The sequence below is a fragment of the Kitasatospora sp. NPDC058032 genome (assembly GCF_042885845.1).
Classification (GTDB): domain Bacteria; phylum Actinomycetota; class Actinomycetes; order Streptomycetales; family Streptomycetaceae; genus Kitasatospora.
The window spans coordinates 147506-173690 of sequence record NZ_JBHVRK010000007.1; the positions used below are offsets into that span (position 1 = coordinate 147506).

Sequence of the window (26185 nt, forward strand, 5' to 3'; positions counted from 1 at the left end):
CTGGAGGCGGGAGGGGATGGACGGCGGGGCCGCCGCGCACACGGCGCGGCGGCCCGTCCGGTCACCGCGGCGGGCGGTAGCCGGTGGTCAGGGTGCGCCCCTTGTGGCGCCACCTGGGTTCCTTGTCGAGCGTGTCGAGGGTGATCCCGCGCAACCGGCGGATCACCGAGCCGTAGGTCCGGCTGGCCCGGGTGGACACCGTCGAGCCGGGCGGCGGGTCCATGAACGGCATGAACTTGTCGGGGAAGCCGGGCATCGTGCAGGCGATGCAGATGCCGCCGACGTTCGGGCAGCCGCCGACGCCGTTGATCCAGCCGCGCTTGGGGACGTTGCACTTGACGACCGGCCCCCAGCAGCCGAGCCGCACCAGGCACTCCGGCCGGCCGTACTCGGTGGCGAACTGGCCCTGCTCGTAGTAGCCGCCGCGGTCGCAGCCCTCGTGCACGGTGGCGCCGAACAGCCAGGTGGGCCGCAGCTTGTCGTCCAGCGGGATCATCGGCGCGGAGCCGGCCAGCTGGTAGAGCAGGTAGGTCAGGGTCTCGGCGAAGTTGTCGGGCTGGATGGGACAGCCGGGCACGCAGACGATCGGCAGGCCCGCCTTGGACTTCCACTCCCATCCGAGGTAGTCCGGCACGCCCATGGCGCCGGTCGGGTTGCCCTCCATGGCGTGGATGCCGCCGTAGGTGGCGCAGGTGCCGATGGCGACCACGGCGGTGGCCTTGGGGGCGAGCCGGTCCAGCCACTCACTGGTGGTGATCGGCTGGCCGGTGGCCGGATCGTCGCCGAAACCGCACCAGTAGCCCTCCTCCTTGATCTGCTCGTTCGGGATGGAACCCTCGACGACCAGGACGAACGGGTCGAGCTCGCCGCGGTCCGCCTTGAAGAACCACTCGACGAAGTTGTCGGCGCCCTGCACCGGGCCGCACTCGAAGTCGATCAGCGGCCAGTGCACGGCGACCTTCGGCAGACCCGGCAGGGCGCCGGTGACGATCTCCTCGATGCTCGGCTGCATGGCGGCGGTCAGCGCGACCGAGTCGCCGTCGCAGCTGAGGCCCGCGTTGATCCAGAGAATGTGCACCACGCCGGTGTCGGTGGCGCTCGTTGCTGCAGCACCCATGAGGATGCCTCCTCGGAACTGGGAGCCGGACGAAGTGGCTCACAACCGTCATAACAGCCCCCGGCCCGGCCCGCCGGTCCACGCAGCCGGGCGGAGCAGCCGGACGGCCGCAATCCGGGTGGGCCGTCCGGGTCACGCCGTGGCGGCGGGAGCGGGCAGTTTCCGCACGAAGGCGGCGCGCAGCGCGTGGTACGGCGCCTCGGGGTCGAAGAACTGGCGGTGCATCACGGCCAGTTCCGCCGTACGGTGGTCGGCGAGCGGCCGCATGCGCTCGTCGGCCTCGCGGGCGGCCTTCTTGGCGGCGATCCGGCCGTGCACGGTCGGCGAGGCGGCGGTCAGCCGCGCCAGGCGGGCGGCCTCGGGCCCGAACTCCTGCGGGGTGCAGGCGAGGACGCGGTCGACCAGCCCGATCCGCAGGGCGGCGGCGCTGGTCACCGGCTGCGCCCGTTCGGTGAGCCGGCGGGCCTGCGCCGCGCCCACCCGGCGCGGCAGGGTGTAGGTCCAGTACTCCGAGCCGTGCAGGCCCATCAGCCGGTAGTGCGGGTTGAGCACGGCGCCCCGGCGGCACCACACCTCGTCGGCGGCCAGTGCCAGCATCACCCCGCCGGCCGCCGCGTTCCCGCCGAGGGCGGCGACCACCAGGCGGTCGGTGGTGGTGAGGACCGCCTCGACCAGGTCGTCGATGGCGTTGATGTTGGCCCAGGACTCGGCCGCGGGGTCGGCGGCCGCCTCGATCACGTTCAGGTGGATGCCGTTGGAGAAGAAGTCGCGGCCCCCGCCGAGCACCAGCACCGCGGTCGGCCGGGTGAGCGCGAAGCGGTAGGCGTCGAGCAGGCGGCGGCAGTGCGCGGTGCTCATCGCGCCGCCGGGGAAGGAGAACCGCAGCAGGCCGACCGGTCCCCGCTCGGTGTAGCGGATGTCGGACCAGACCGGGTCGTCCTCGGCGGGCATCAGCGGCGCGGGCAGCTCCGGCAGCCGGGGCAGGGCCGGCCGGCCGGGCCCGGCCGCGGCGAGGGCGGTGACGGCGGGCAGCTTGAAGGTGGCGGGCCCGCCCGGGGTGCGGCGCCGGCGCAGCTCGGGGATCCACACCGCGCCGTCGGCGGTCGCCCGGCACAGCGCGCCGGCCCGGGTGGCCAGCGGCTCGCCGGGGCGCCCGCGCAGCGCCCGCTCCGGGTGGCCGCCGTGCAGGTACCACTCGGCGCCGAGCAGTTCGTCCAGCACGCCGGGCCGGGAGTCGGCGGCGCGGAGCTTGCGCAGCACGGTGTCGGTGGTGTCGTGCGCCCAGTCGATCCGCCGCACCTCCTGGCGCAGGTAGGGCCGGGTGCGGTCGGGCACCCGCCAGTCGGGGCCGCTCTGCGGGCGGGGGGTGTGGGTGCCGGAGGCGAACCGCCGTACGGCGCGCAGCACCGCCTCGACGGCGGCGTCGGCCACCTCGCCCCGGTACAGGTCGCTCTTGGCGACGGGCGGCAGCGGGCAGGGCTCCGAGGCCCAGACCGGGCCGGCGTCCATCACCTCGTCGGCCTGCAGCACCGTCACGCCCCACTCGGCGGCCCCCTCGTGGATCGCCCAGTCGAGGGCGGACGGGCCCCGGTCGCCGGGCGGGCCGGGGTGCACGATCAGGCAGGTGACGGCGGACCAGACGTCGCGGGGCAGCGCCGTCGTGAGCATCGGCGCGACCACCAGGTCCGGGGCGTGGCGCCGCACCACCGCCCGCAGCGCCCCGTCGTCCCCGGCCAGGTGGACCTCCACCGGGTGGCGCAGGTCCCGCAGCGCGGCGTGGACCCGCTGGGTGAGGCTGTTGTACGCGCTCGCGACGAGCAGGATCCGCATGTGCGCCTCCGGCGGCGTGGGCACCCGTGAACCCGGCGATCATCTCCCCGGCCCCCGGGGCACCCGGCCGCGCCGCTCCGCCGGGTCACCCGGGCGGCGGGCGGACCGGCGGGCGGTACCGGAGACGTGCCGGCCGCTACAGACCGAAGTCGACGGTCAGGCGGTTGCAGAACCTGAAGGGGCCGTCCGGGTCGTACCCGGGGCCGGTCCTGCGGCAACAGGATCAAGGCCGCGGCCTACCGCGCGCGGAAGAAGACCGCTCCGGCCGGGCTGCACCGAAGCCGCCCGGAAGCCCGCCCTCGAGCCCTCCGGGCACCGGGCGAGGACCGCCCCGTCCGGATCGATCGGCGTCCGACCGCCCCGGCCCGGCAGGGCCTTCTTTTCGTCACCCATTGACGAGGTGACGCAGGAGGGATGACGGCCCGTCCGACGACCCGGCCGCGGGGTGCGGCCGGGTCGTCGGACGGGCCAAAGGGGTGAGGGCGGGTGCGGTCAGAGGCCGCGGGCCAGCCGGTCGGTGAGCAGCCGGGTGAAGCGCGCCGGGTCGGGCAGGTCGCCGCCCTCGGCGAGCAGCGCGCCGCCGTGGACCAGTTCGGCGACCTCCGCCAGGGCCTGGTCCCCGGGGTTCGCCTCGTGCGCCGTACGCAGCGCGACGATCAGCGGGTGGGTGGGGTTGAGCTCCAGGATCCGCTTGACCGGGGGCAGTTCCTGCCCCATCGCGCGGTACATCTTCTCCAGGGTCGGCGTCATGTCCTGGGCGTCGCCGACGACACAGGCCGCCGAGGTGGTCAGCCGCGAGGAGAGCCGGACCTCCTTCACCTGGCCGGACAGCGCCTCCGTCAGCCACGGCAGCAGGGCGGCGAACTCCTGCTCGCGCCGGGCCTTCTCGGCCCCGGCCTGCTCGTCGCCGTCGGCCGGCTCGTCGAGGTCGACCTGCCCCTTGGCGATGGACTGCAGGCGGTGGCCGTCGAAGCCCGGCACCCGCTCGACCCAGACCTCGTCGACCGGGTCGGTGAGGATCAGCACCTCGTAGCCCTTGGCGGCGAAGGCCTCCATGTGCGGGGAGTTCTCCACCGTGGCCCGGTCCTCGCCGGTCAGGTAGTAGATCGCCTCCTGGCCGTCCTTCATCCGCCCGACGTACTCGCGCAGGGTGGTGGAGCGCTCCGGGTCGTGGGTGGAGGTGGCCGACACCAGCTCCAGCAGGGCCTCGGTGCTGTCGGCGTCCTCGATCAGGCCCTCCTTGAGCACCCGGCCGAACTGCTCCCAGAGCTTGGCGTAGCGCTCGGCGTCCTTGGCCTGGACGTCCTTCAGCGCGCCGAGCACCTTCTTCACCAGACGCCGGCGCACGCCGCGGATCTGGCGGTCGTGCTGGAGGATCTCGCGGGAGATGTTCAGCGACAGGTCGTGGGCGTCCACGACGCCCTTGACGAAGCGCAGGTAGTCGGGCATCAGCGCTTCGCAGTCGTCCATGATGAACACCCGCTTGACGTACAGCTGCACGCCGCGCTTGGCGTCGCGGGAGAACAGGTCGAACGGCGCCTGCGCGGGGATGAACAGCAGTGCCTCGTACTCGAAGGTGCCCTCGGCGCGCATGTGGACGGTCTCGGCCGGGGGGAGCCAGTCGTGGCTGATCTGCTGGTAGAACTCGGTGTACTCGGCCTCGGTGACCTCACTGCGCGGCCGGGCCCAGAGCGCCTTCATCGAGTTGAGGGTGTCGACCTGCCGGGTGGTGGCGCCCTCGGCGTCGGTGTGCTCGCTCGCCATCCGGATCGGCCAGCGGATGAAGTCGGAGTACTGCTTGACGATCTGGCGGATCTTCCACTCGGCCAGGTAGTCGGCCAGCCCGTCCTCGCCGTCGGCGGGCTTGAGGTGCAGGGTGACCGAGGTGCCCACGGGCAGGCCGTCGACGGCCTGGACCTCGTAGGTGCCCTCGCCGTCGGACTCCCACCGGGTGCCGGCCTCGCCGCCCGCACGGCGGGTGGTCAGGGTGACCCGGTCGGCGACCATGAACGCCGAGTAGAAGCCGACGCCGAACTGGCCGATCAGGCTCTGCGCCGCGGCGGCGTCGTCGGTCTCCTTGATCTTCTCCAGCAGGCCGGCCGTGCCGGACTTGGCGATCGTGCCGATCAGTTCCACGAGGTCGTCGCGGCTCATGCCGATGCCGTTGTCGCGGACGGTCAGCGTCCGGGCCTGCGGGTCCACCTCCAGGGTGATGTGGAGGTCGGAGGTGTCGGCGTCGAGGCCGGAATCGATCAGTGACTCCAGCCGCAGCTTGTCCAAGGCGTCGGAGGCGTTGGAGATCAACTCGCGCAGGAAGATGTCCTTGTTCGAGTAGATCGAGTGGATCACCAACCGGAGCAACTGACGCGTCTCGGCCTGGAATTCCAGCGTCTCGACAGTGCTACCCACTCAGGGGCTCCTCTCTCGGGCGGTACGTGAGCGACGGACGCGGCAGGCGCCGGGCCGGCCCTGCCGCACCGGCATGATAGGCGGCCCGGCGGCCCCGGCGGGCGTTACAGCTTGACAGTAGGTGTAACAATGTCACGCACCAGGCAGCACAGCGCACGGAGCACCACATGCATCCCTTCCTCGACCACCCGGGGCCGCTCGCCTTCGCCCACCGGGGCGGCGACCTCGGCCGTCCGGAGAACTCGCTCGCCGCCTTCGAGGCCGCCGTCGCCCTCGGGTACCGGTACCTGGAGACGGATGTGCACGCCACCTCCGACGGCGTGCTGGTGGCCTTCCACGACCACCGGCTCGACCGGGTCACCGACCGCACCGGGGCGGTCGCCGAACTGCCCTGGCACACCGTCCGCCAGGCCCGGATCGGCGGCACCGAGCCGGTCCCGCTGCTGGAGGACCTGCTCGACGCCTTCCCCGACGCCCGCTTCAACATCGACGTCAAGGCGATGCCGGCCGTCGGACCGCTGGTCGAGGCCGTCCGCCGGACCTCCGCCTGGGACCGGGTCTGCGTCGGCGGCTTCTCCGACGCCCGGCTCGCCGCCGTCCGCGCCGCCGCCGGGCCCCGGCTGGCCACCTCGCTCGGCCCGCGCGAGGTCGCCCGGCTGCGGCTGCGCTCACTGGCCGGGCCGCTGCTGCGCGGCGACGGGGCGCCGTGGGCCGGCGTCTGCGCACAGGTGCCCGAGCGGCACCGGGGCGTGCGGGTGGTCGACCGGGCCTTCGTACGCGCCGCGCACCGCCTGGGCCTGCAGGTTCACGTCTGGACCGTGGACGACGCCACACGCATCCGCTCTCTGCTCGACCTGGGGGTGGATGGCATCATGGCCGATCGCATCGACGTCCTGCGCGACGTCCTCCGCGAGCGCGGCCGCTGGACCCCCGGCGGCGACGGCTCCAGCACGGGGATTGGAACACCATGACCACCACGACCCACCGGCCGGAGCCCCCGGCGACCGCCACCGACGACGGCCGCGCACTGCGCCGCATACAGGTCGGCTGGTACATCAACGACTGGGCCAACGCGGCCTTCTCCGCCACCGTCCTGACGGTGTTCCTCGGGCCGTACCTGACCTCGGTCGCCAAGGAGGCCGCCGACGCCAACGGCGACGTGCACCCCTTCGGCCTGGCGATCCGGGCCGGCTCCTTCTTCCCCTACACGGTCTCCTTCTCCGTGCTGCTGTCGGTCGGCGCCATGCTGCTGGCCGGGACGGTCGCCGACCGGACCGGGCGGCACAAGGAGCTGATGGGCGCCTTCGCGTACCTCGGCGCCGCCGCCACGATGGGCATGTTCTTCCTCGACGGCGACCGCTACCTGCTCGGCGGCGCGCTGCTGGTCGTCGCCAACCTCGCCTACGCGGTGTCGGTCGCGCTCTCCTACGCCTACCTGCCGGGCCTGGCCTCGCCCGACGAGCGCGACGCGGTGTCCTCCAAGGGCTGGGCGTACGGGTACGCGGGCGGCGGGCTGCTGCTGATCGCCAACCTGGCGCTGTTCCAGGGGCACGAGGCCTTCGGGCTCTCCGAGGGCACCGCGGTGCGGATCTGCCTGGCCTCGGCGGGCCTGTGGTGGGCGCTGTTCACCATCGTGCCGATGCTCCGGCTGCCGTCCCGGGCCGGGGTGCTCCCCGGACACGCGCCGAAGGCCGTGGAGGCCGGGACCGGGGCCGCTACCGAGGCCGAGACCAAGCCCGGGACCGAGCCCGGGACCGAGCCCGGGACCGAGCCCGCCGCCGGCAGCCTGCGGGAGCTCGGCCGGACTCTGCGCGGCATGCGGCGCCACCCGCTCACCCTGCTCTACCTGGCCGCCTTCCTCTGCTACAACGACGGCATCCAGACCGTCGTCTCGCAGGCCTCCCTGTTCGGCAGCGAGGAACTGGGCATGGACCAGACCTCACTGGTCACCGCCGTGCTGCTGGTACAGGTCGTGGCGATCGCCGGCGCGCTGCTGCTCGGCCGGATCGCCCACCGCTACGGCGCCAAGCGGACCATCCTGGGCTCCCTGGTCGGCTGGGTGGTCACCCTCGCCCTCGGCTACTTCATGCCGGCCCATCAGCCGGCCTGGTTCTACGCGCTGGCCTGCATGATCGGCCTGGTGCTCGGCGGCAGCCAGGCGCTGTCGCGCTCGCTGTTCTCGCACCTGATCCCGCCGGGCAAGGAGGCCGAGTACTTCAGCCTCTACAAGGTCAGCGACCGCGGCACCAGCTGGATGGGGCCGCTGGTGTTCGGCCTCGCCTACCAGGTCACCGGCAGCTACCGGTCGGCGATCATCTCGCTGCTGGTGTTCTTCGTGATCGGCTTCGCCGTGCTGCTGAAGGTGCCCGTGCGGCGGGCGATCGAGGCCGTCGGCAACCCGGTGCCCGAGCGCCTCTGACCGCCCGCCGGCCCGGGCGCGGTGGCCGGACACGGTGGCCCGGGCGCGGTGGCCCGGGCGCGGTGGCCCGGGCGCGGTGGCTCAGGCGCCGGTGGCCGGCTTCCAGCCGAGGGCGGGGGCGAGGACGGTGGCGATGTCGGTGAGGATCTGCACGTAGTCCTCGTGGCCGAAGGTGAACGGCAGCGCGAAGACCGCCTCGTCCACCTCCCGGAACCCGGCGTGGGCGTACAGCTGCTCGGCGATCTCGGCGGAGCTGCCGACGAGGTCGCGGGCGAACATCACCCGGGACGGGCCCTGCGGGGTCGCGGTGCGGGCGGTGCGGTTGCGGGCGTACTCCTGGTAGCGCGCCCGCTGACCGGCGGTGGCGCTGTCGGTGGGGATCACCACCAGGCCCTGCGAGACCCGGGCCCGCGCGCCCAGCGGGTGGTGCGCGCGGAAGGCGACGATCTGCGAGCGCTGGATCTCGGCGAAGTCCTCCGACTCCTCCGCCCGCACCACGTTGCTGGTGAGCAGGCCGAGCCCCTGCTCACCGGCCCAGCGGGCGGAGCGCAGGCTCCCGCCGCCGTACCAGAGCCGGTCCGCCAGGCCGGGCGAGACCGGCTGGACCTTGTCCGAGTACACCTCGATGCCCTCGACCCCGCTGAAGTCGGTGGCCTGCTCGCCGCGCAGGAAGCCCAGCAGCCGGCTCACCCGCCGGTAGCCGAAGTCCTCGGCCTCGGCGGTGTCCGGGTAGAGCGCCCCGGCCACCTGCTCCCAGTGGCCGGGCCGGCCGACGCTCACGCCCGGGTTGAGCCGTCCGCCGGAGAGCAGGTCGGTGGTGGCGAGGTCCTCGGCCAGTCGCAGCGGGTTCTCCCAGCCGACCGGGATGACCGCCGTGCCCAGCTGGATGCGCCGGGTGCGCTGGGTGGCCGCCGCGAGCACGGCGACCGGGGAGGAGATGCCGTGCTGCAGGTGACGGTGGCGCACCCAGGCGCTGTCGAAGCCCAGTTGCTCGCCGAGTTCGATGAGCTGCAGCGTGGACTCGTGGCCGCGGGCCGGGTCGGCCGGGTCGAACAGCCCGATGGTCAGGAATCCCAGTTTCCGCAAGGGCTGGTCGTGGGTCGGCACCGGTGTCCTCTTTCTTCGGCTCTGCCCGCCCGGCGGGTGACGGGACGGGCGTGCCGTCCACCGTCACACACCGATCGGGGCCGCTCAAGGGCCGCCGGAGGATCGCCACGGGGCGCAACACACGTGTCACGTTCCCGCAGCGGTTCCGGCGGCGTCCTCGGAGCGGGCCGGGGCGGGCCGGGGCGGGCCGGGGCGGGTCAGCCCCGGGCGAGCAGCTCCAGGGTGTCGATGACGCGGTTGGAGAAGCCCCACTCGTTGTCGTACCAGGCGACCACCTTGACGTGCTTGCCGTCGACCCGGGTGAGGGCGGCGTCGAAGATCGAGGAGGCGGGCTCGCCGGTGATGTCGCTGGAGACCAGCGGCTCGTCGGCGTAGTCGAGGATGCCCTTCAGCCGGCCGTCGGCGGCGGCGCGGTAGGCGGCGAGCACCTCGTCGCGGGTGACCTCGCGCTCGACCGTAGTGTTCAGCTCGACGATCGAGCCGACCGGGACCGGCACCCGGATCGAGTCACCGGAGAGCTTGCCGTCGAGGTTCGGCAGCACCAGGCCGATCGCCTTGGCGGCGCCGGTGGTGGTCGGCACGATGTTGACGCCGGCGGCGCGGGCGCGGCGCTGGTCGCGGTGCGGGCCGTCCTGGAGGTTCTGCTCCTGGGTGTAGGCGTGCACGGTGGTCATGAAGCCGTGCTCGATGCCGGCCAGTTCGTCCAGCACGGCGGCCAGCGGGGCCAGCGCGTTGGTGGTGCAGGAGGCGTTCGAGACGATCACGTGCTCGGCCGGGTCGTACTCGTCGGTGTTCACGCCGTAGGCCAGGGTGACGTCCGCGCCGTCGGACGGGGCGCTCACCAGGACCTTCCGGGCACCGGCCTTGAGGTGGGCGCGGGCGGCCTCGGCGGAGGTGAACCGGCCGGTGGCCTCCAGCACGAGGTCCACACCGAGCTCGGCCCACGGCAGGTCGGCGGGGTCGCGCTCGGCGAGCACCTTGATCCGGCGGCCGTCGACGACCAGCTCGCTCCCCTCGACCGCGACCGGGCGGCGGAAGCGGCCGAGCGAGCTGTCGAAGCGGAGCAGGTGGGCGAGCGCGTCGACGGAGGTCAGGTCGTTGATCGCGACCACCTCCAGCTCGCTGCGGCGCTCCACCAGGGCGCGCAGGGTGTTGCGGCCGATGCGGCCGAAGCCGTTGATGGCGATGCGGGTCATGAGGGCTCCCTGGGTCGTGCCGGGTGGTCCGGGTGTCCGTCCGTTTGATGACGGTTCAATCATCCGAAAATCGGAACAGCCCGGACAGGGGCCGGATCGACATGGTGCGCAAGGATCCCGCCAGACACCTTGCCATCGAGCGCAAGGATCCCGCCACGGGCGGCTGCACCCGGGGTGCAGCCGCCACCAGCAGGCCCTAGACCGGCATCGACATGTAGACCGCACGCCGCCCGTAGGAGGCGGGGACGGCCACCTCGCGGTGCGCGCGGTAGCCGAGCAGGCGCAGCAGGATGTCCGCCCCGCGCACCGCGACCATCGAGATCCGCTCGAAGCCCAGCTCCTGCGCCCGCGCCCGGAAGTACCGCATGAACTCCAGCGCGACCTCCCGGCCGCGCAGGTCCTCGGCGATCACCAGGTCGTGCACGTGCAGGTTGCTCGACTCGAACGCCGCGCTCTCCGGGCCGGCGAGGTCCGGGCAGCGCAGCGGCGGGTACGGCAGGCTCAGCAGGTAGCCGCGGACCGTGCCGTCCTGCTCCAGCACGAAGCAGGTCTCCGGCGAGCCGACGGCACGGGACTGCAGCGCCTCCCGGCCCTCCGACAGGCCGTCGGCCGCGTAGGCGTCGTGCTCCAGCGCGACCACGGCGTCCCAGTCCTCGTCGGTCAGCCGCCGGATCCGGAGGTCCTCGATCACCGGGCCGGGACCTCCGAAGCGGCGCCGAGCCCCTCCGCGCGGGAGGCGGCCACCATCGGCGCCCAGGCCTCGATCAGCACCGCCCAGCGCCGGGCGTCCTCCTGCGCCTCGTCCAGGAGCTGCTCGCGCTGCCCGGCGACCACGTCCGCGAGCTCGGCGTACTTGCCGCCCAGCTTGCGGTAGGAGCGGTCCAGGACGTCCAGGCAGTGCTCGTTCCCGGCCCGGTCCCAGTCGACGCTGCCCCGGACCAGGTCGAGGATCGGCTCGACCTTCAGCCCGTGCCGCTCGTCCAGCAGCCCGCGGCCGAGGTCGATCATCCCGCCGTAGACCGGGTACAGGTACAGCATCGAGAGCAGCAGCTTCACGAACCCCATCTGGTAGGGAACGAAGCCGGCGCCGGTGCGGCGCTCGGGCGTGTAGTAGTTGACGATGTGCCGGTTGTGGATGACGGCGGGCATCCGGGCGTGGACCAGGGCGTGCAGCAGGGCGTAGTCGCAGCCGAGGGTCTTGATCGAGGGCAGCAGCGGCAGCACCTCGTAGGCCCGGTGGTCCAGGGCGACGTTGCACATGAAGACGTTCCAGATGTCGGGCGCGCCGAGGACGGATTCGTCGGCGGTGAACGGCTCGGTGCCGGTGCCCTTGAAGGAGACGTCCACCATCGCGTCGCGGTCCTCGTCCGGCCACACCGGCGGGGTCCACAGGCGCACGACGTCGCGGTAGACGGCCGGGTCCAGCTCGCGGATCTCGCCGATGTCCACGTTGAGTTCGCCCATGAAGGAGCCGCTGACCAGCAGCACCGGCATGTCCGCGTCGGCCGGGTCGAGTTCGGAGCGGGTCACATCGGCCGCCGCCTCGCCCGCCGGGCGGCCGATCGAGAGCAGCTCGTGGTGGATCGGGAAGATCTTCCGGCCGTCGAGGACCTGGAAGTCGGCGTCGTCGTTGCGCAGGTGCGCCGAGGTGCAGCCCAGGGCGGCGGCGCCCAGGAAGATCCGGTTGACGCAGGAGCCGTACGCGACGGCCGGCGGGAGCATCATGTCGAGCAGCAGCTCGGGGTCGGCGGCACCGGAGCGCTCGGCCACCCGGCGGAAGAACTCCCGCTGCTGCGCCTCGCTGAGGTGGTGGACGAACACGCCCGGCGTGAGGGGCAGGGAGGCCACGGCCGCCGCGTTCTTCGCGACCCCGGCGGCGTCGGTGGTGTCGAGGATGAGGAGGTGCACCTCGACCCCGAAGTTCGCGACGGCGTAGGCCGCCTCCTCGGCGAGGTCCACGATGGTGCCGGGACAGGGACGCATGGTGGGCAGGGCGAGGCAGACTCTTTGCATGGTGCGCGCTTCTCCGTCTGATCGTCAAATGCGGCGTGAGGGCGCGGAGTCGAGATCGTGACTGTGTCCCGGACGGCGACTCCTACCGGCCCGTCCGACCGCGATGGACTAGACCACTTTTGAGGTCAACGATCGACGATCCGGGGCCCCCGCGGGACGGGACCGGTCCTTCTCTGCCCGATCGGGCACCGAACGCGGCGCGGACGTCCGGACCCGCGTGCTCACCCGTCCGAGCGGGCCGCGAAGGTGTGGCGGTACTCGGTGGGCGAGGTGCCGAGGACGCGGTGGAAGTGCAGCCGCAGGTTCGCCCCCGTGCCGAGCCCGACCCGGTCGGCGATCTGCTCCACCCCCAGGTCGGTGCGCTCCAGCAGTTCGCGCGCCAGGTCCACCCGGGCCCGCAGCACCCACTGCATGGGCGTGTAGCCGGTGTCCTCCACGAACCGCCGCGAGAAGGTGCGCGCGGAGACCCGGGCGTGCCGGGCGAGCCCCTCCAGCGTCAGCGACTCGGCGAGGTGCCCCAGGGCCCACTCCCGGGTGTCGGCGAAGAGGTCGCCCAGCGGCTCGGGCACGCTGCGCGGCACGTACTGGGCCTGGCCGCCGCTGCGGTAGGGCGCGGCCACCAGCCGCCGCGCCACGTGGTTGGACAGGCCCACCCCGTGGTCGCGCCGCACCAGGTGCAGGCAGAGGTCGATGCCGGAGGCCGCGCCGGCCGAGGTGAGCACCGCGCCCTCGTCCACGAACAGCACGTTCTCGTCGACCCGGATCCGCGGATGGCGCTCCGCCAGGATCTTGGCGTAGTGCCAGTGGGTGGTCGCCCGCTTGCCGTCGAGCAGACCGGTGGCCGCCAGTGCGAACGCCCCGGTGGAGATCGCGGCCAGCCGGGCACCGCGGGCGTGCGCGGCCACCAGCGCCTCGACGACCGCGGCCGGGGGTTCGGTGGTGGCCGGGTCGCGGTACCCGGGCACGAAGACGGTGTCGGCGTGCTCGACCGCCTCCAGGCCCTCGGCCACGTGGTAGGAGAGGCCGTCACCGCCGGCCACCAGCCCGGGCGCCGGGCCGCAGACCCGCACCGTGTAGGGCATGCTCGGCCGACTCGAGAACACCTGGGCGGGGATGCCCACGTCCAGCGGCTTCGCGCCCTCCAGGACCAGCACGGCCACCTGGTGCTTCCTGCGGCCCATCGGACCCTCTCCACTTCCCCGCGGTGCCGATGGGCGCCGCGGCACGCCCCGGCCGGTCCGACACCGGCCGCAAGCATCCTGCCATCGGCGGGATGCTTGCGGCCGGGGCGGGCCGGGCGCGCCGCCGGGGCGGGTCGGGCACGCCGCTGGGTCGGGTCGGGCGGCCGGGCCCGGCAGGCGGGTCGGGTGGCCGTCAGGGACCGGCGGGGGCGGCGGCCGGGGCGGGACGGGGCGCGAGGCCGGTGAGGGCCTCCGCCTTCACCAGCCAGGCGACACCGAAGGCGAACACCGAGACCGCCTCGCCCAGGTAGGGCACGGTCAGCGGCCAGTCCCGGGCCAGGTGGAGCACCCCGGCCACGGCGACCGCCCCGATGCCCGCCACGATCACCCAGCCGCAGACCAGGTAGATCCGGTCACGCGCCGGGCGGCGGCCACCGGTGGCCGGCGAGTCCGCGAACAGCCGCAGGCAGAAGTACGCCAGCACGCCGAACAGCCCGGCGGCGAAGACGAGATGGAGCACGCCGACGACCGTCTGGACACCGCTGGGGTGCGCGGTGACGGAGGCCGGCGGCTCGGTGGGGAAGAGCGCCACCCCGATCGCCAGCACCCCGGCCACCGAACTCAGCCGGTCCTCGCGGCGGTCGTGGCGGTAGCAGATGAGGAAGACGCCGATGGCGCACAGACCGCCGACGAAGACGTTGCGCATATGGGTGTAGTAGGAGGCGCTCATCGAGTCGAGCAGGGCGATCCGGGCGGAGGTGAGGCTGTTGCCGACGGGCAGCACGATCGGCAGGAGGAAGCCGAGGAGGCCGATCCCGAGGCGCAGCCGGCGCACGGTGCGCACGTCCTGGGCCTGTGGATCGGCGGGGGGTCGGGCTTCGGCGGGGATGCGGGCGGTCATGACGAGGCCTCCTTGAACGAGCCGAGGCTGTCGGACCGCGGCCGGGGCCGGCGGTCGCGGCAGGGTGATACCCGCGCCACGCCGCCCGCGAACCCCTTCCCGCCTGCCGTTCTGACCGTCCGTCACCGCACCGTGACCCGGAGTCGGGTCAGTCGACCGGCCGGAGCAGCTCCTCGATCGGCTGGGCCCGGCGCAGCGGCTCGAAGTGCACCGCTCCCCCGGCGTCCACCGTGAAACCGTGCACGGCCGGCTCGGGCAGGCTGTTGTACTGGAAGTGGGTCGTCGCGTAGTACGCGCCGGTGTCGAGCAGCGCGACCAGGTCGCCCGGCTCCAGCGGCGGCAGCGGACGGTTCCTGGCGAGCAGGTCGCCGGCGAAGCAGCAGGGTCCGGCGACGTCCTGCGGCACCGGGTCGCCGCCGTCCTTGGCGGCGCCCGAGGGGTGGTGCGCGGTGATCCGCAGCGGCCAGGCGTCCGGCATGAACACCGTCCGGGTGGCGACCTGGGCGCCGGCGTGGGTGACCGCGATCCGCCGGCCCCCGGACTCCTTGGTGTACTCGACGTACGCGGCGGTGAAGCCGTTCTTGGCGAGCAGCGAGCGGCCGAACTCGGTCGCCAGCCGGTAGCGGCCGTCGAACAGCGCCGGGGCGTGCGCCCGCAACCGCCCGACGTAGTCGGCGTAGCCGGGAGCGGTGGTGTCGTCGGCGAAGTTGACGGGCAGTCCGCCGCCGAGGTCGATGCCCTCCACCTGGCGGCGACCCAGCTCGGCGTTGACCCGCTCGGCGAAGGCGACGGCCTGGGCGACACCCTCGGCCATCAGGTCCAGCGGGCAGCCCTGCGAGCCGACGTGCACATGGATCCAGCTGAGCCAGGGGCGTGCGCGGAACGCCTCCACCAGCCGCTCGGCGTTGCCCTCGTCGGCCAGGGCGATGCCGAACTTGGAGGTGGGGGTGGCGGTGCTCATCGCCCCGATGCTGCCCCCGCCGATCTGTGGATTGACCCGCACGCCGATCCGGGAGGCGGAGGCACCGGCCCGCAGGAGGTCGTCGACCCGGTCGAGCTCCTGCCAGTTGTCGACGTTCACGGCGGCGCCGAGCTCCAGCGCCCGGACCAGCTCCCGGCGGGTCTTGGCGGGCGAGTCGAAGACGATCCGCGCGGGGTCGAAGCCGGCCGCCAGGGCCTGCGCGAACTCTCCCGGACTGGCCACCTCGCAGCCCATGCCCAGCCCGCGCAGCCGAGCCAGCAGCGGGACCAGGCAGTTGGCCTTCGCCGCGAAGGTGTGCAGCGCCTCGACCTCGGGCGGGAAGGCGGCGTGCAGCTCGGCGACGCTCGCGGCCACGCCGTCGAGGTCGACGAAGACGGCGAGCAGCGCGTCCTCCGGGTCGAGCAGCCGGCGGCGGACGGCCTCGCGCAGGACGAGTTCGCGGCGGGCGGCGGCGCCCGGGCCGGTGGCGGGCGAGCCGGCGGCGCCCGGGCCGGTGGCGGGCTGGGGAAGGGTCATGGTGTCGCGCTCCACGGGCTCGTCGGGCGGTCGGGGGCCGGGCGGCGGCCGGATGATCGGGCCGCCCGACGCCCGGGACCGGGGACAGGGTGGCCCGGGCGTGGCACCAGGCTGCCCGGCGGACGGCTGCCGCGTCTTCGTCCCACGGCGCGGATTTCCGGGCACGGCCCCGCGTCACCCGCCCGGACGCCGCCCCCGGAACCGCCGGGTTGGTGCCCGACGGCGAACCCGGGGCCGGAGCACCGTCGCGTGCGGCCAATCGGTCACACCGGGAGAGTTGGAGCAGTGCTAGGAATTGTCGACCCCGCCGACAGAAATGAACGGCGCCGGAAAACGCCTGTCGCCTGCTAGTACTGCAACGGTGCTTACCGTGACGTCCGTTGGGTTCACTCGTTGGGCTGTTCATGGGTGGGGACATATCCGAGGTCGATGCTCGTTTCTGGTCGGATGGGTTGGCTGGGCTGCACGAGCGGTTTGCGCAGCGGTTCACGCGGAGTGAGTCGCGGGAGTCCGCGCTGGCGTACATGCGGGGTCTGCTGGCGCCGTTGGAACGCAAGAACGGCTGGACGGTGGCCGAGGAGGCCGGTCACGGCGGGCCGGACCGGATCCAGCGACTGCTGAACCGGATCGACTGGGACGCGGACGGGGTGCTCGACGACGTGCGCGAGTACGTCGTCGAGCACCTGGCCGACCCGGGCGGCGTGCTGATCGTGGACGACACCGGGTTCCTGAAGAAGGGCGTACGGTCGGCCGGGGTTCAGCGGCAGTACTCGGGCACCGCCGGCCGCACCGAGAACTGCCAGGTCGGCGTCTTCCTCGCCTACTCCAGACGGCTTGGCCGGACCCTGATCGACCGGGCGCTCTACCTGCCGAAGTCCTGGACCGACGACCGCGAGCGCTGCCGGGCCGCCGGGATCGGCGACGAGGTCGAGTTCGCGACCAAGCACCAGATCGCCCGCCGGGCGATCGACGACGGGATCCCGTTCCGGTGGATGACCGCGGACGCCGGCTACGGCAACAGCAAGGGCTGGCGCACCGAGCTCGAACAGGCCGACGTCTTCCACGTCGTGGCCACCACCCGCCACGACACGGTCGTCACTCGGTGGGCGATGGACCACCGGCTTCACGACTTGGTTGCGGGCCTGTCCCGGCAGAAGTGGAAGCGCCGCTCGTGCGGTGAAGGCGCCCACGGCCTGCGGATCTACGACTGGGCACGCGTGGAGGTCCGTCCCGGGCATCGCCCGGACCGGCGGCACTGGGTGCCCGCCCGCCGCAGCATCACCGATCCGACGAAGGTCGCCTACTACATCGCCTACGCGCCCGCCGACACCACCCTGAACGAGTTGGTCGCCGTCGCGGGTGCCCGCTGGGCGATCGAGGAGTGCTTCCAGAGCGCCAAGGGCCAGTGCGGCCTGGACGACTACCAGGTCCGTCGCCACCAGGGCTGGTACCGGCACATCACACTCGCCATGGCCGTCCACGCCTACCTCGCCGTCCTGCGCGCCCAGCGGCTCGAAAAGGGGCTGGACCCGCTCGAACGCCAGACCTTATACCGCTGACCGTCCCCGAAATCCGCCGCCTGGTCACCCGCCTCGCCCAGCCGGTCCGCCGCAGCATCGCCCACGTCCTGCACTGGTCCCGCTGGCGCCGCCGACGGCAGTACCCGGCCCGGATCAGCCACTACAAGAGACGAGGCCACAGCCCGACGGCTGAAGCCTCGTCACGGTAAGCACCGTTGCAGTACTAGGACTTGGGGCCCAGCTCAGAACCTACATCAACGCCCCCCGCGGCCTGCCCGGCCCGAAGGTCGAGATCGAGCAGATCCGCCAACTCGCCCTGTCCAGCTGACATCGACCCGTTCCTGCCGTTCGGGGAGACGTCCGTGCCGACGTGCGCGGAGGCCTCCCCGCCGGGAACCGCCTCGCGGCGGCCACCCCGGCGGGGCACGGCCCGCCCCCGAGAGCCAATCGCGGTGCCGCCGTCGGCTGTAGGTCGATCCTCGCGGTGCTACCTGTCGCAGCGGACCGAGGATGCCGTGTCGTTCTCATTGTCGGGGAGGTTGACGCGGTAGCCGTTCTTCATGTCGTGCGAGGCGCCCTTGAAGTTCTCGTGCTCGTACCAGTAACACGTGACGCCGGAGTCGTTGGACCAGGACGAGAGCATGTCGTTCATTCGGACGTTGTTGAGAGCCGGGAGTTCGTTCCCGCGCTGGAGGCCGACCCCGCCGCCGGTGAAATTGCCGTCCTTGTAGAGACAGAGACTGTCGTCGGGGCACCTGTTGCCGCTGAAGTGCAGGACAGCGTTCAGAGTGGCGGGTTGGGCGATGGCGGGGGCCGTGGTGGCTCCGGCCGACGCGATGACCAGTGCGGCGGCGAGAAGTGTGGTGCGGAACACGGGCTACTCCAGGAGTGAGTTGCCGAAGTGCCGGATGTCCTTCGGCTCGCAGGGCCCGATGGTCCCTGCTGTTCTATACCGGACGGCAACGAATTTAGGCGTGGGCATGCCAACTTTTGGGTGGTCCGCCTTGTCGCCCACACGGGGGTTCGGCGGACGCCGGAACGGCCTTCATGTGATCTTGAACTCGGCTATCAGGTACGGGAATCGACGTGAAGGCCACGATGAACGAGTGTGACGAAGAGCGAGGCCCAGCGGAAGGCGTTCGCGGAACCGCCACTCTGCCGGGTGAACCCTACGACTGCCTGGACGAACGCCAGGACACGCTGTTCGAATCGGCCGACGCGTTGCTGTGCACGGACGCCCCCCGTGAAGACGCCGGCGGACCTGCCGCTCTCGCCGGAGCACCGGCGCAGGCGCGGCCTGCACAGTGCGCTCAACAAGGCCTCGCATGCGGGTGGCGGGACCTCGGGTGCACGAAGCGGCGCGGCCCATACCCCCACCGTACGCCGCACGCCACGCGCGAGGACGCGCTCGCCGGCCACCGACGAGCCCGGGGCAGGGGCTGGTGGTCGGCGTGGGCCGACAGGCCGACCCCGGGTGTGGCAACCGCCCCGGGGCCCGATCCTCGGACCATGGCCTCGATCGTCGTCCTCTTCGAACTGCACCCCAGCGAGGTGCCTGACCCGGGCCGGGCCGAGCCCGCGGTCGTCGCCGTGCACGCCGCCGGGGCGGACCCCGACGTGCCGGAGGACCCGCAGGCGAGCACCCTGTGCGGGCGCGACACCGCGGCCATAGCCGCGACCTCACCGTCCTTCCTCCGGCCCCGGCCCGACCCCGTCGCCCTCGACGACGGCTCCCACTGGGAGGCCCTCCACCAGTGCCTGACCGACACCGATCTGCCCCTGAAGGTCCGAACAGCCCAACGAGTGAACCCAACGGACGTCACGGTAAGCACCGTTGCAGTACTAGGCATGGCGCGGTCGCGGTGGTTCTCCCCGGGGCTGCCGCCCACCGCTCGTACCGGGCCTACGGGTGGTACACGACCTCAGGGAAGGCCTTCGACGGTCCGTCGAGCAGGTTGCCGCAGTGCCGGTTGCGCAGGTGGAGGTCGAAGAAGGCGCGCGGGTAGGCCTGTTGGATGAGGGCGCCGCGGTCGGGGTCGAGGGTGCCGACCTGGGACTGGATCTGCTGCTCGGTCATGCCGATCAGCCTGCCCGCCTGGGGGATCAGCGCCATGTTGTCGCCGTACGAGACGTGCAGGGCGCCGGTGGCCTGGACATCGAGGCGCCAGCCGCGCAGGTGGCCCCAGAAGGTCTCGACGTACGGGCTGGTGGCCCGGGCGTAGACGGCGGTCATCATCATGAACGGCCGGTCGATGTCGGTGGTGATGGCGGGGTTCGACTCCATCCGGCCGTCCAGGGTGAGACCGGCGCGGATGCGCCGGTCGGCGACCATGGCGAGGGCGGCGGCGGTGCCGCCCTTCGACCAGCCGGAGACACCGATGTTCCGGGCGTCCAGGCCGCCGAGCAGGCCGGCCGGCAGGGCACGGACGTCGACATCGGGATTGCGTCCGTCGGCGAGGTCGACGACACGTTCGAGCAGGAAGAGCAGATCGGCGGCGTAGTCCTTCGGGTACAGCCCGGGGGCGACGCCGTCCCGGGTGACGACGGTCCCGTCCGGGAACTCGGTGATGCCGTCGTGGGTGTGGTCGACGGTGACGACGGCGAAGCCGTGGCTGGCCAACTCCTGCACCATGATGGTGTGGTCGCCTCGGTGGCCGCCCGCACCGTGCGAGTAGAGGACGACGGGCAGCGGCCGGCCGGTCCGGTGGACGGGCGCGCCCTGGTGGCCGGCGGTGAGCGGGACGAGCTCGGGAGGGAGCGGGAAGCCGGTGTCGTCGAGGAAGGCTTTCAGGGCGCCCTCGGTCATCCAGGGGGCGAGCGGGTACGCGTCGGCGTTCGCGACCCGGGCCGGGTACCAGACGGTGGCCATCAGCTCGCGGAACCTTCCGGGCCTGGCGTTCGGGTCGAGCCGGGACTCGTCGCGCAGGTGCAGCGGCACCATGCCCACCGGGAAGGGGCCGGTGGGAGCGGGCAGGGTGAGCCGCGCGGGGGAGCCGGTGCCGCCGGAGCGGACGGCACCGGAGGAGGCGGGAGCGGCCGAGGCGGCGCGGGCGAGGCCCAGCGGCGCGATGACGTTCAAGGCGAGGGCGGCGCCCAGCAGACGGCGGCGGGTCGGTCCGGTACTGCCTGCGATCGGCGCGATGTCCTTCGGCGTGGTGTCCATGCGCGGAACGCTGTCACGCGGGGCGGGTGGGCGGCATCGGCCCACCGAATGACGCTCCGCCACCCGCAGTCGACCACGGGCTGACAACCGGCGGCAGCGGACCGCTTCCCACGTCCGTACCGAGCTCGAAGGTCCCGGTCCGGGGCGCATCCGGGGCGCGGACGTTCAGCGGGACGGCGACACCGCCGGTTCGAGCAGCGACAGCGTCCGCCGTCGGGCGTCGAGGCCGACCCGGAGGCCGACCGGCATCGGCAGGTTCGGGCCCGCGTGCCCGAACTCGACGTTGCCCAGGACCGGGATGTCGCAGTCGCCGAGGACGTCGAGGACGATCTCGCGCAGGGTCGGGGAGGCGCCGGGTTCGAGTCCGCCGATCTCGTGCGGGACGCCCACGACCATGCCGGCGATCCGGTCGAGGATGCCGCAGTGCCGCAGCACCTGCAGATAGCTCCACACGTACGATGCCAGGCCGCCCATCTCCTCCCAGAACAGCACCGCGCCGTCGAACCGTTCGAGCGGCAGCGCGAAGGGCGTCGCCTGGGCGAGCACGATGCGGTTGATCACCCCGCCGATCAGCCGGCCTTCGGCGCGGCCGGGGCGCCAGCACTCCCACGACGGGCTCGCGGGCAGCGCGCCGATCGCCTCGGTGCCGGTCAGCAACCCGGTGTAGAGCCTCTCCAGTTCCGCTCGGCGCGCCGCGGGTGCGGACTGCCAGTGGCCGCCGAAACCGGGGACGGCCATGTCGGCATGGAACCCGACCAGGCCCGTGCGCGCGTGGAGCACCAGGTGCAGCAGGGAGATGTCGCTGTGGCCGAGGATCGGCTTGGGGTCGGCCCCGACCGCCTCGACGTCGATCAGGTCGAGGTAGCCGAGCGCCGTCTGGCCGCCGTCGCTCGCGACGATCGCGCGCACCTCGGGGTCACGCAGCAGGCCGTTGAGCTCCCCGGCGATCTCCGTCGGTGTGGCCGCGCTCCACCAGCGGCACCGGCCCGCTTCGAGCAGCGGGGCCCGGCGCACCCGGAATCCCATCCGTTCGAGCACCGCCACCGTCCGCTCGACGTTGGGCTCGTACGCGGCCGGCAGCGGTCCGGACAGCGCGGCGATGACCACGAGGTCTCCGGGCTTCAGGGCGCGCGGTCGAAGCAGTCGGGGCGGTGCGGCTCCGGTCATGGCGTCAGTCTGGCCGGTACCGTCCGTGGGGTCACGCGAGTTTCGCCGGGCGACGTCAGTCGCGTTCGGCGGCGTCCAGGGCGAGCAGGCGCAGGTGGAGCTGGGCGAGCAGCCGGGCGTCCGGGTCGTCCAGGTCGATGCCGCAGACCTTCTCCGCCTTCTGCTTGCGGTAGCGGAAGGTGCTGGCGGGCACCCCCAGGGCGGCGGCGGCCCGGGCGCTGTCCCCGGCGTGCTCCAGATAGGCGCGCAGGGTGTCGAGCAGCACCTCCTCCCCCGGTTTCGCCGCGTGGGCCACCAATCGGGCCACCGAGCTCTCCGGCGCCGGCGCCAGGTGGGCCCGCAGCGCGTCCAGGGCGGTCAGCAGGGCGACGGTGTCGGCGAGTTCGCCGATGCCGGCGGCGGGCGGCGGGTTCGGCGAGCGGCCGAGGCGCAGGGCGCGCAATGCCTGCTCGGCGGTGCGGGAGGAGTCCGCGGCCCGGTCGAGGGCGGCCCGGACCTCGCCGATGCCGATCCGTACCGGCCGGCCGAGCTCCGCCGACAGCTCCGGCGCGAGCGCGCCCGCGAGCCGGGAGAGCCGGGCGGCGGCCTGCCGCGGATCGTGCTCCAGGCCGCCGAGCAGCACCCGGGCGCCGCCGTCGGCGGCCACCGCCACCGTGGCGTGGCCGCGCCGGGCGCAGGCGGCGTGCGCCGAGCGGGCCAGCCGCCCGCCGCTGACCGGGGCGGCGCCGGAGGGCCGGGGATCCGGCCCGGGGGCGAGGGCGAGCGCCAGCACCGCGCACGGCTCGGCCGGCGGCAGTCCGGTGCGGGCGGCCAGGACGTCCGCCGATCCGCGCCCCGCCAGCAGGGCGCGCGCCGCTTCCAGCACCAGTTCGCGCTGCCCGGTGCGGCGGGCCCGGTCGTGCAGCAGGTGCGGCGCCGCGATGCGGGCCGCCGCCCGCAGCGCCTCGGCGACGGTCGGCGGCAGCGGGCGGCCGGTCGGCGCGACCCACAGCGAGCCGAGCACCTCCTCGCCGGCCCGTACCGCGACGGCCGCGCGCTCGGGGGCGGTGCCGTCGGCCCGGCGGTGCAGCGCGCCCGGGGTGCGGCGCAGCAGCGCGTAGAAGCCGTCCTCGCGCATCGCCGCCCGGCGTTCGGCCGGCACCCGGCGGGCCAGGATGGTGGAGCGGCGGATGTCGTCGACGTCCCGGTTGTTGGAGGAGTAGGCGAGCACCCGGGAGTCGGGGCTCTCGATCGTCACCGCGCCGCCCACCAGCGCGGCGAGCGCCTCGGCGAGCGCGTCCAGGTCGCCGAGCGGCACGTTGGCCACCTCGGCTTCCTCGGCGACGGCGAGGCCGGCCCGTAGGGTGCCGATCAGCTGTGCCCAGTCGGCCCAGGTCCGGCGGAACAGCAGGGCGGTGCCGGCCTCGTCGGCCGCGGTGCGCAGCGCGTCGTTGGGCGGGCCGGCGCCCTCCTCGCGGAAGACCACCCCGGCGGCTCGGTCGCGCCCCGCCGCGCGGACCAGGGTCAGGGCCCGCTCCGAGCGCGGGTCGAGCCCGACGGCCACCAGCAGGGTGCCCGGGTCCGCCCCGGGTTCGGCGCGGTCGAACACCTCCAGCCCCGCCACCGGCACGTCCAGCCCGAGCGGGGCGTGGCCGACCTCCACGACGGCCTCGGCGAGTGCCACCGCTCCCCGCAACGTCCGCTCCACCACCCGCCGCTCCTCCCCTGCCCGTCCGGCCGCATGAACACCCGAGCGCACGAACACACGCGCCCATGAACGCACGAACGCCCAGTATGGCGCCCGGCCCGGCCGGTGGGGCGTCCGTTGACACCTCTTCACGGGCCCAATAGCTTTGCTTTCAAAGCAAAGCATCCTGTCCGCTCCCGCCGAGTACCGGAAGGGGCCTCACATGCCCGTGCCCCGGCCCGCAACCACGCCGTACAACCCCCGCCGCTGGGCCGCCCTGGTGGTCACCATGGCGGCCACCGTGATGGACCTGATCGACGGAACGGTTCTCCAGGTGGCGTTACCCACGCTCCGCCGCGAGCTCGGCGCCTCCTCCACCCAGCTCGAATGGGCGATGGCCGGCTACACCCTCGCCTTCGCCTCCGGCATGATCACCGCTTCCCGCCTCGGCGACCGCCACGGCCGGCTCAAGGTCTTCCAGGCCGGACTGATCGCCTTCACCCTCACCTCGCTGCTCACCGGAGCCGCCGTCAACCCGGAGATGCTGGTCGCCGCCCGGATCCTCCAGGGCGCCTCCGCCGCCCTGATGGTGCCGCAGGTGCTCGCGATGCTCCGGGTGGAGTTCCCGCCCGTCGAGCAGCAGCGCGCCGCCACCGTCTACGGGCTGACCTTCTCGATCGGCGGCGTCGGCGCCCCGCTGCTCGGCGGCCTGCTGCTCGACGCCGACCTGTTCGGCCTCGGCTGGCGGCCGATCTTCTTCGTCAACCTGCCGGTCGGCATCGCCGCGTTGATCGGGACCGCAGTGCTCTGCCGGGACTCCCGCTCCGAGCACGCCACCACCACCGACATCCGCGGCCTCGTCCTCGCCACCGCCGCCGTACTCGCCCTGCTCTACCCGCTGGTCGAGGGCCGGACCCTGGACTGGCCCTGGTGGACCTTCGCCGACATGGCCGCCTGCCCGGCTCTGCTGTGGCTCTTCGGCCGCTACGAGGGCGCTGTCGTCGCACGCGGCCACGGCGCGCTGATCGATCCCGCCCTGCTGCGCAGGCGGGCCGTCCTCGGCGGGCTCTCGGTCGCCGTCCTGTTCTTCGCCGGCGCCGCGTACCCGGTGATCGTGACGGTCCACCTGCAGAGCACCGTCGGCTTCTCCCCGCTGCACACCGCGCTCACCCTGGTGCCGGCCGCCGTCGGCGTCGGCCTCTTCTCCCCCTTCGCCACCAGGCTCCGGCAGCTCGGCCGGCCGCTCGCGGTGCTCGGCTGCCTGGTGCTGGCCCTCGGCCTGGGTCTCACCGCCCTCGCGGTGGTCCGCTACGGCACCGGGCTGCACTCCTGGCAGCTGATCCCCGGTCTGCTGATCAGCGGCGTCGGCATGTCGATGACCTCGGGGGTGCTGATCGCCACCGTCCTGGCGAAGACTCCGGGCCACCACGTGGGCGCCGCGGCCGGACTGGTCAACACGGCCATCCAGATCGGTGCCGCCTCCGGCGTGGCGCTGCTCGGCACCGTCTACTTCGGTCTGCTGGACGGCGGCCACCCGCCGATCCGCTCCGCCGCGACCGGCCTGCTGGCCGCCGCGGGCCTCTACCTGCTGGCCGCCCCGGCCGCGCTCATCCTCCCCGCCGGCCGCCTGGTCTTCACGGCCACCCGCCCCCCGGCGGCGCCGCAGCGGAAGGACGCGGAGGTCACCCGGGCCTGACGCGCCCGCCCGGCCCGAACCGCCGCCGTCGCCCCGGTCCGCCCCGCCGAAGCGGACCGGGGCGCGGATTCAGCAGCCGGCCCCGCCGACTTCCTGCTCCCGAGCGCCGCCAGGCTCCTCGACCGTGCTCCCGGCCCGGCCTCCGACGCCGGGGCCACACGCGCGCCGTGGAGCCCCGGATGCCGAGGCTCGACGCGCGCGGCGATGGGCCGGCCCTCGGCACCGGGCCGGCGAGGAGGTGCTGGGTGGTGGGGAGGCCGCCGGGGCAGGCGGTGCCGCTCAGGCGGTGCGGCGGTCCTCCGCGTCGAAGTGGGCGAGGGCGGTGGCGGCGGGGGTGAGGGCGCGCCGGAGGGCGAGACGGGTGGGGGCGGGGAGGCCGCCGAGGGCTTCGGCGAGTTCGGCGGCGATGTCGTGGGCGATCTCGGCGGCGACGGTGTCCGGCGGGGTGCGGGGGCCGAGCTTGCTGACGGCGGCGGCCGCGCGGGTGGGGGTGAGCAGGGCGGCGGCCTGGACGAGGAGCCAGGCGGGGACGCCGGCCGCGCCGTCCGGTGGCGGCAGGTAGGGGCGGGAGCCGTCGAAGCGCTCGTCCTCGGCGAAGGCCGGCTGCTTGACCTTCAGCAGCGGCCGGGGACCGGCCTCGGGCGGCCAGGGACCGGCCGGTTTGAGGACGTAGCCCTCGGCGAGGTTGCCGGGCAGCCCGGGCAGGCCGAGCAGCGCGGGGACACGGCTGGGGAAGGTGGCGGGCAGCTCCTGGAGCGCGGTCAGGGCGCCGTGGCCGAGGGCGGGGACGCAGGTCAGCCCGGCGGCGGTCGCGGCCTCGCGCAGGGCGCGGTCTGCGAGCCAGCACCGGCCGTCGGCGGTCTCCACGGTGGCGTCGAAGAGCAGCCAGTGCAGCCCCGGCGCGTACCAGACGCCGGTCTGCACCGGCTGGACGCCGTCGGCGGCGGGCACCTCCGGGTGCGGGTAGCCGCCGCCGGCGAGTTCGCCGTAGACGGTCACCACGGCGGCGGGGCCGGAGCCCTCGCGCACCGCCGCCGCGAGGCGGGCCGCCGCGACGGCGAGCGCGGGCCAGATCCGGCTGACACCGAAGAAGTCGTCGAGCGCGTCGTCGCCGAGGAGTTCGCGCCGTTTCGCGGGCCGCACGCCCTCCCGGTCGCAGACGACGGCGAAGTGCGCGCCGTGCACCTTCTCCGCCGCGACCCAGCCGCGGGCGCCGGAGGCGGCGACGCCGCCGCGCGCCGAGATCTTGGGGTAGGGGTGCAGGACGGGGTCGGCGCTCATGCCACGGATCATCACCGGCCC

At 73.7% G+C, this 26185-nt stretch carries 19 protein-coding genes; 4 read left to right on the plus strand and 15 right to left on the minus strand.

The features are described 5' to 3' along the window. Positions 1 to 61 precede the first annotated feature (61 nt). From ACFVUH_RS14150 to htpG, 3 genes are all read right to left on the minus strand, one after another. Positions 62 to 1117, minus strand: a complete 1056-nt coding sequence (locus ACFVUH_RS14150; RefSeq protein WP_355363157.1) for a hydrogenase expression protein HypE — start codon at positions 1115 to 1117, stop codon at positions 62 to 64. A 132-nt stretch (positions 1118 to 1249) separates the two neighbouring features. Then, positions 1250 to 2947, minus strand: a complete 1698-nt coding sequence (locus tag ACFVUH_RS14155; protein WP_387913313.1) for a hydrogenase maturation protein — start codon at positions 2945 to 2947, stop codon at positions 1250 to 1252. A gap of 492 nt (positions 2948 to 3439) precedes the next feature. Then, positions 3440 to 5356, minus strand: a complete 1917-nt coding sequence (gene htpG / locus ACFVUH_RS14160) for a molecular chaperone HtpG (RefSeq protein ID WP_387913315.1) — start codon at positions 5354 to 5356, stop codon at positions 3440 to 3442. Positions 5357 to 5523: 167 nt separating this feature from the next. Here htpG and ACFVUH_RS14165 point away from each other — a divergent pair, with 167 nt between their 5' ends. Together ACFVUH_RS14165 and ACFVUH_RS14170 are read left to right on the plus strand one after the other, a co-directional pair. Further along, a complete protein-coding gene (locus ACFVUH_RS14165; protein WP_355363151.1) occupies positions 5524 to 6327 on the plus strand; it encodes a glycerophosphodiester phosphodiesterase in 804 nt (267 codons plus the stop codon). Then, positions 6324 to 7775: an MFS transporter gene (locus ACFVUH_RS14170; protein ID WP_387913316.1), complete on the plus strand. Its 1452-nt coding sequence runs from the start codon at positions 6324 to 6326 to the stop codon at positions 7773 to 7775. Before ACFVUH_RS14165 ends, ACFVUH_RS14170 begins: the two co-directional genes overlap by 4 nt. 81 nt (positions 7776 to 7856) lie before the next feature. Here the strand turns inward: ACFVUH_RS14170 and ACFVUH_RS14175 are convergent, their stop codons facing one another. From ACFVUH_RS14175 to ACFVUH_RS14205, 7 genes are all read right to left on the minus strand, one after another. After that, the gene (locus tag ACFVUH_RS14175) at positions 7857 to 8882 is read right to left on the minus strand and encodes an LLM class flavin-dependent oxidoreductase (RefSeq protein WP_387913318.1); all 1026 of its coding nucleotides are present in this window, start codon (positions 8880 to 8882) and stop codon (positions 7857 to 7859) included. Positions 8883 to 9079: 197 nt separating this feature from the next. After that, positions 9080 to 10078: a type I glyceraldehyde-3-phosphate dehydrogenase gene (gene gap / locus ACFVUH_RS14180; RefSeq protein ID WP_387913319.1), complete on the minus strand. Its 999-nt coding sequence runs from the start codon at positions 10076 to 10078 to the stop codon at positions 9080 to 9082. A 196-nt stretch (positions 10079 to 10274) separates the two neighbouring features. Continuing rightward, positions 10275 to 10769, minus strand: coding sequence for a GNAT family N-acetyltransferase (locus ACFVUH_RS14185; RefSeq protein WP_355363143.1), 495 nt, complete (start codon positions 10767 to 10769; stop codon positions 10275 to 10277). After that, positions 10766 to 12091: a DUF6271 family protein gene (locus ACFVUH_RS14190; protein WP_387913321.1), complete on the minus strand. Its 1326-nt coding sequence runs from the start codon at positions 12089 to 12091 to the stop codon at positions 10766 to 10768. The genes ACFVUH_RS14185 and ACFVUH_RS14190 overlap by 4 nt, the downstream gene beginning before the upstream one ends. Before the next feature lie 221 nt (positions 12092 to 12312). Beyond that, positions 12313 to 13272 (minus strand): helix-turn-helix domain-containing protein, encoded by a 960-nt coding sequence (locus tag ACFVUH_RS14195; RefSeq protein WP_355363139.1) that lies wholly within the window; start codon positions 13270 to 13272, stop codon positions 12313 to 12315. A 193-nt stretch (positions 13273 to 13465) separates the two neighbouring features. After that, complete coding sequence (locus tag ACFVUH_RS14200; protein WP_387913323.1) at positions 13466 to 14173, minus strand: DUF998 domain-containing protein; 708 nt, start codon at positions 14171 to 14173, stop codon at positions 13466 to 13468. 148 nt (positions 14174 to 14321) lie between these two features. Further along, on the minus strand, positions 14322 to 15671 hold the full coding sequence (locus ACFVUH_RS14205; protein ID WP_387913325.1) for a diaminopimelate decarboxylase: 1350 nt from the start codon (positions 15669 to 15671) through the stop codon (positions 14322 to 14324). Positions 15672 to 16075: 404 nt separating this feature from the next. On the opposite strand from ACFVUH_RS14205, the gene ACFVUH_RS14210 reads away from it, so the two are divergent. Beyond that, a complete protein-coding gene (locus ACFVUH_RS14210; RefSeq protein WP_387913579.1) occupies positions 16076 to 17230 on the plus strand; it encodes an IS701 family transposase in 1155 nt (384 codons plus the stop codon). Between the two features lie 448 nt (positions 17231 to 17678). On the opposite strand, the gene ACFVUH_RS14215 is transcribed toward ACFVUH_RS14210, so the two are convergent. The 4 genes from ACFVUH_RS14215 to ACFVUH_RS14230 form a co-directional block, all read right to left on the minus strand. After that, entirely contained in the window at positions 17679 to 18065 is a 387-nt protein-coding gene (locus tag ACFVUH_RS14215) for a peptidase inhibitor family I36 protein (RefSeq protein ID WP_387913326.1), read from the minus strand. A 1029-nt stretch (positions 18066 to 19094) separates the two neighbouring features. Further along, positions 19095 to 20354 carry an alpha/beta hydrolase family protein gene (locus ACFVUH_RS14220; RefSeq protein WP_387913327.1) on the minus strand — a complete coding sequence of 420 codons (1260 nt, stop codon included), beginning with the start codon at positions 20352 to 20354 and terminating at the stop codon, positions 19095 to 19097. Between the two features lie 165 nt (positions 20355 to 20519). Further along, on the minus strand, positions 20520 to 21521 hold the full coding sequence (locus tag ACFVUH_RS14225; RefSeq protein WP_387913328.1) for an LD-carboxypeptidase: 1002 nt from the start codon (positions 21519 to 21521) through the stop codon (positions 20520 to 20522). A gap of 55 nt (positions 21522 to 21576) precedes the next feature. Then, positions 21577 to 23211: a PucR family transcriptional regulator gene (locus ACFVUH_RS14230; protein ID WP_387913329.1), complete on the minus strand. Its 1635-nt coding sequence runs from the start codon at positions 23209 to 23211 to the stop codon at positions 21577 to 21579. Positions 23212 to 23410: 199 nt separating this feature from the next. On the opposite strand from ACFVUH_RS14230, the gene ACFVUH_RS14235 reads away from it, so the two are divergent. Continuing rightward, positions 23411 to 24883: an MFS transporter gene (locus ACFVUH_RS14235; RefSeq protein ID WP_387913331.1), complete on the plus strand. Its 1473-nt coding sequence runs from the start codon at positions 23411 to 23413 to the stop codon at positions 24881 to 24883. Positions 24884 to 25162: 279 nt separating this feature from the next. Here the strand turns inward: ACFVUH_RS14235 and ACFVUH_RS14240 are convergent, their stop codons facing one another. Then, a complete protein-coding gene (locus ACFVUH_RS14240) occupies positions 25163 to 26164 on the minus strand; it encodes an RNA ligase family protein (protein WP_387913333.1) in 1002 nt (333 codons plus the stop codon). Positions 26165 to 26185: the final 21 nt, after the last annotated feature.

Coding starts and splice junctions, on each gene's coding strand:
- ACFVUH_RS14150 (WP_355363157.1), bottom strand. CDS start 1,117: ATGGGTGCTGCAGCAACGAGCGCCACCGACACCGGCGTGGTGCACATT.
- ACFVUH_RS14155 (WP_387913313.1), bottom strand. CDS start 2,947: ATGCGGATCCTGCTCGTCGCGAGCGCGTACAACAGCCTCACCCAGCGG.
- ACFVUH_RS14165 (WP_355363151.1), top strand. CDS start 5,524: ATGCATCCCTTCCTCGACCACCCGGGGCCGCTCGCCTTCGCCCACCGG.
- ACFVUH_RS14170 (WP_387913316.1), top strand. CDS start 6,324: ATGACCACCACGACCCACCGGCCGGAGCCCCCGGCGACCGCCACCGAC.
- gap (WP_387913319.1), bottom strand. CDS start 10,078: ATGACCCGCATCGCCATCAACGGCTTCGGCCGCATCGGCCGCAACACC.
- ACFVUH_RS14190 (WP_387913321.1), bottom strand. CDS start 12,091: ATGCAAAGAGTCTGCCTCGCCCTGCCCACCATGCGTCCCTGTCCCGGC.
- ACFVUH_RS14195 (WP_355363139.1), bottom strand. CDS start 13,272: ATGGGCCGCAGGAAGCACCAGGTGGCCGTGCTGGTCCTGGAGGGCGCG.
- ACFVUH_RS14200 (WP_387913323.1), bottom strand. CDS start 14,173: ATGACCGCCCGCATCCCCGCCGAAGCCCGACCCCCCGCCGATCCACAG.
- ACFVUH_RS14205 (WP_387913325.1), bottom strand. CDS start 15,671: ATGACCCTTCCCCAGCCCGCCACCGGCCCGGGCGCCGCCGGCTCGCCC.
- ACFVUH_RS14210 (WP_387913579.1), top strand. CDS start 16,076: ATGGGTGGGGACATATCCGAGGTCGATGCTCGTTTCTGGTCGGATGGG.
- ACFVUH_RS14220 (WP_387913327.1), bottom strand. CDS start 20,354: ATGGACACCACGCCGAAGGACATCGCGCCGATCGCAGGCAGTACCGGA.
- ACFVUH_RS14225 (WP_387913328.1), bottom strand. CDS start 21,521: ATGACCGGAGCCGCACCGCCCCGACTGCTTCGACCGCGCGCCCTGAAG.
- ACFVUH_RS14235 (WP_387913331.1), top strand. CDS start 23,411: ATGCCCGTGCCCCGGCCCGCAACCACGCCGTACAACCCCCGCCGCTGG.
- ACFVUH_RS14240 (WP_387913333.1), bottom strand. CDS start 26,164: ATGAGCGCCGACCCCGTCCTGCACCCCTACCCCAAGATCTCGGCGCGC.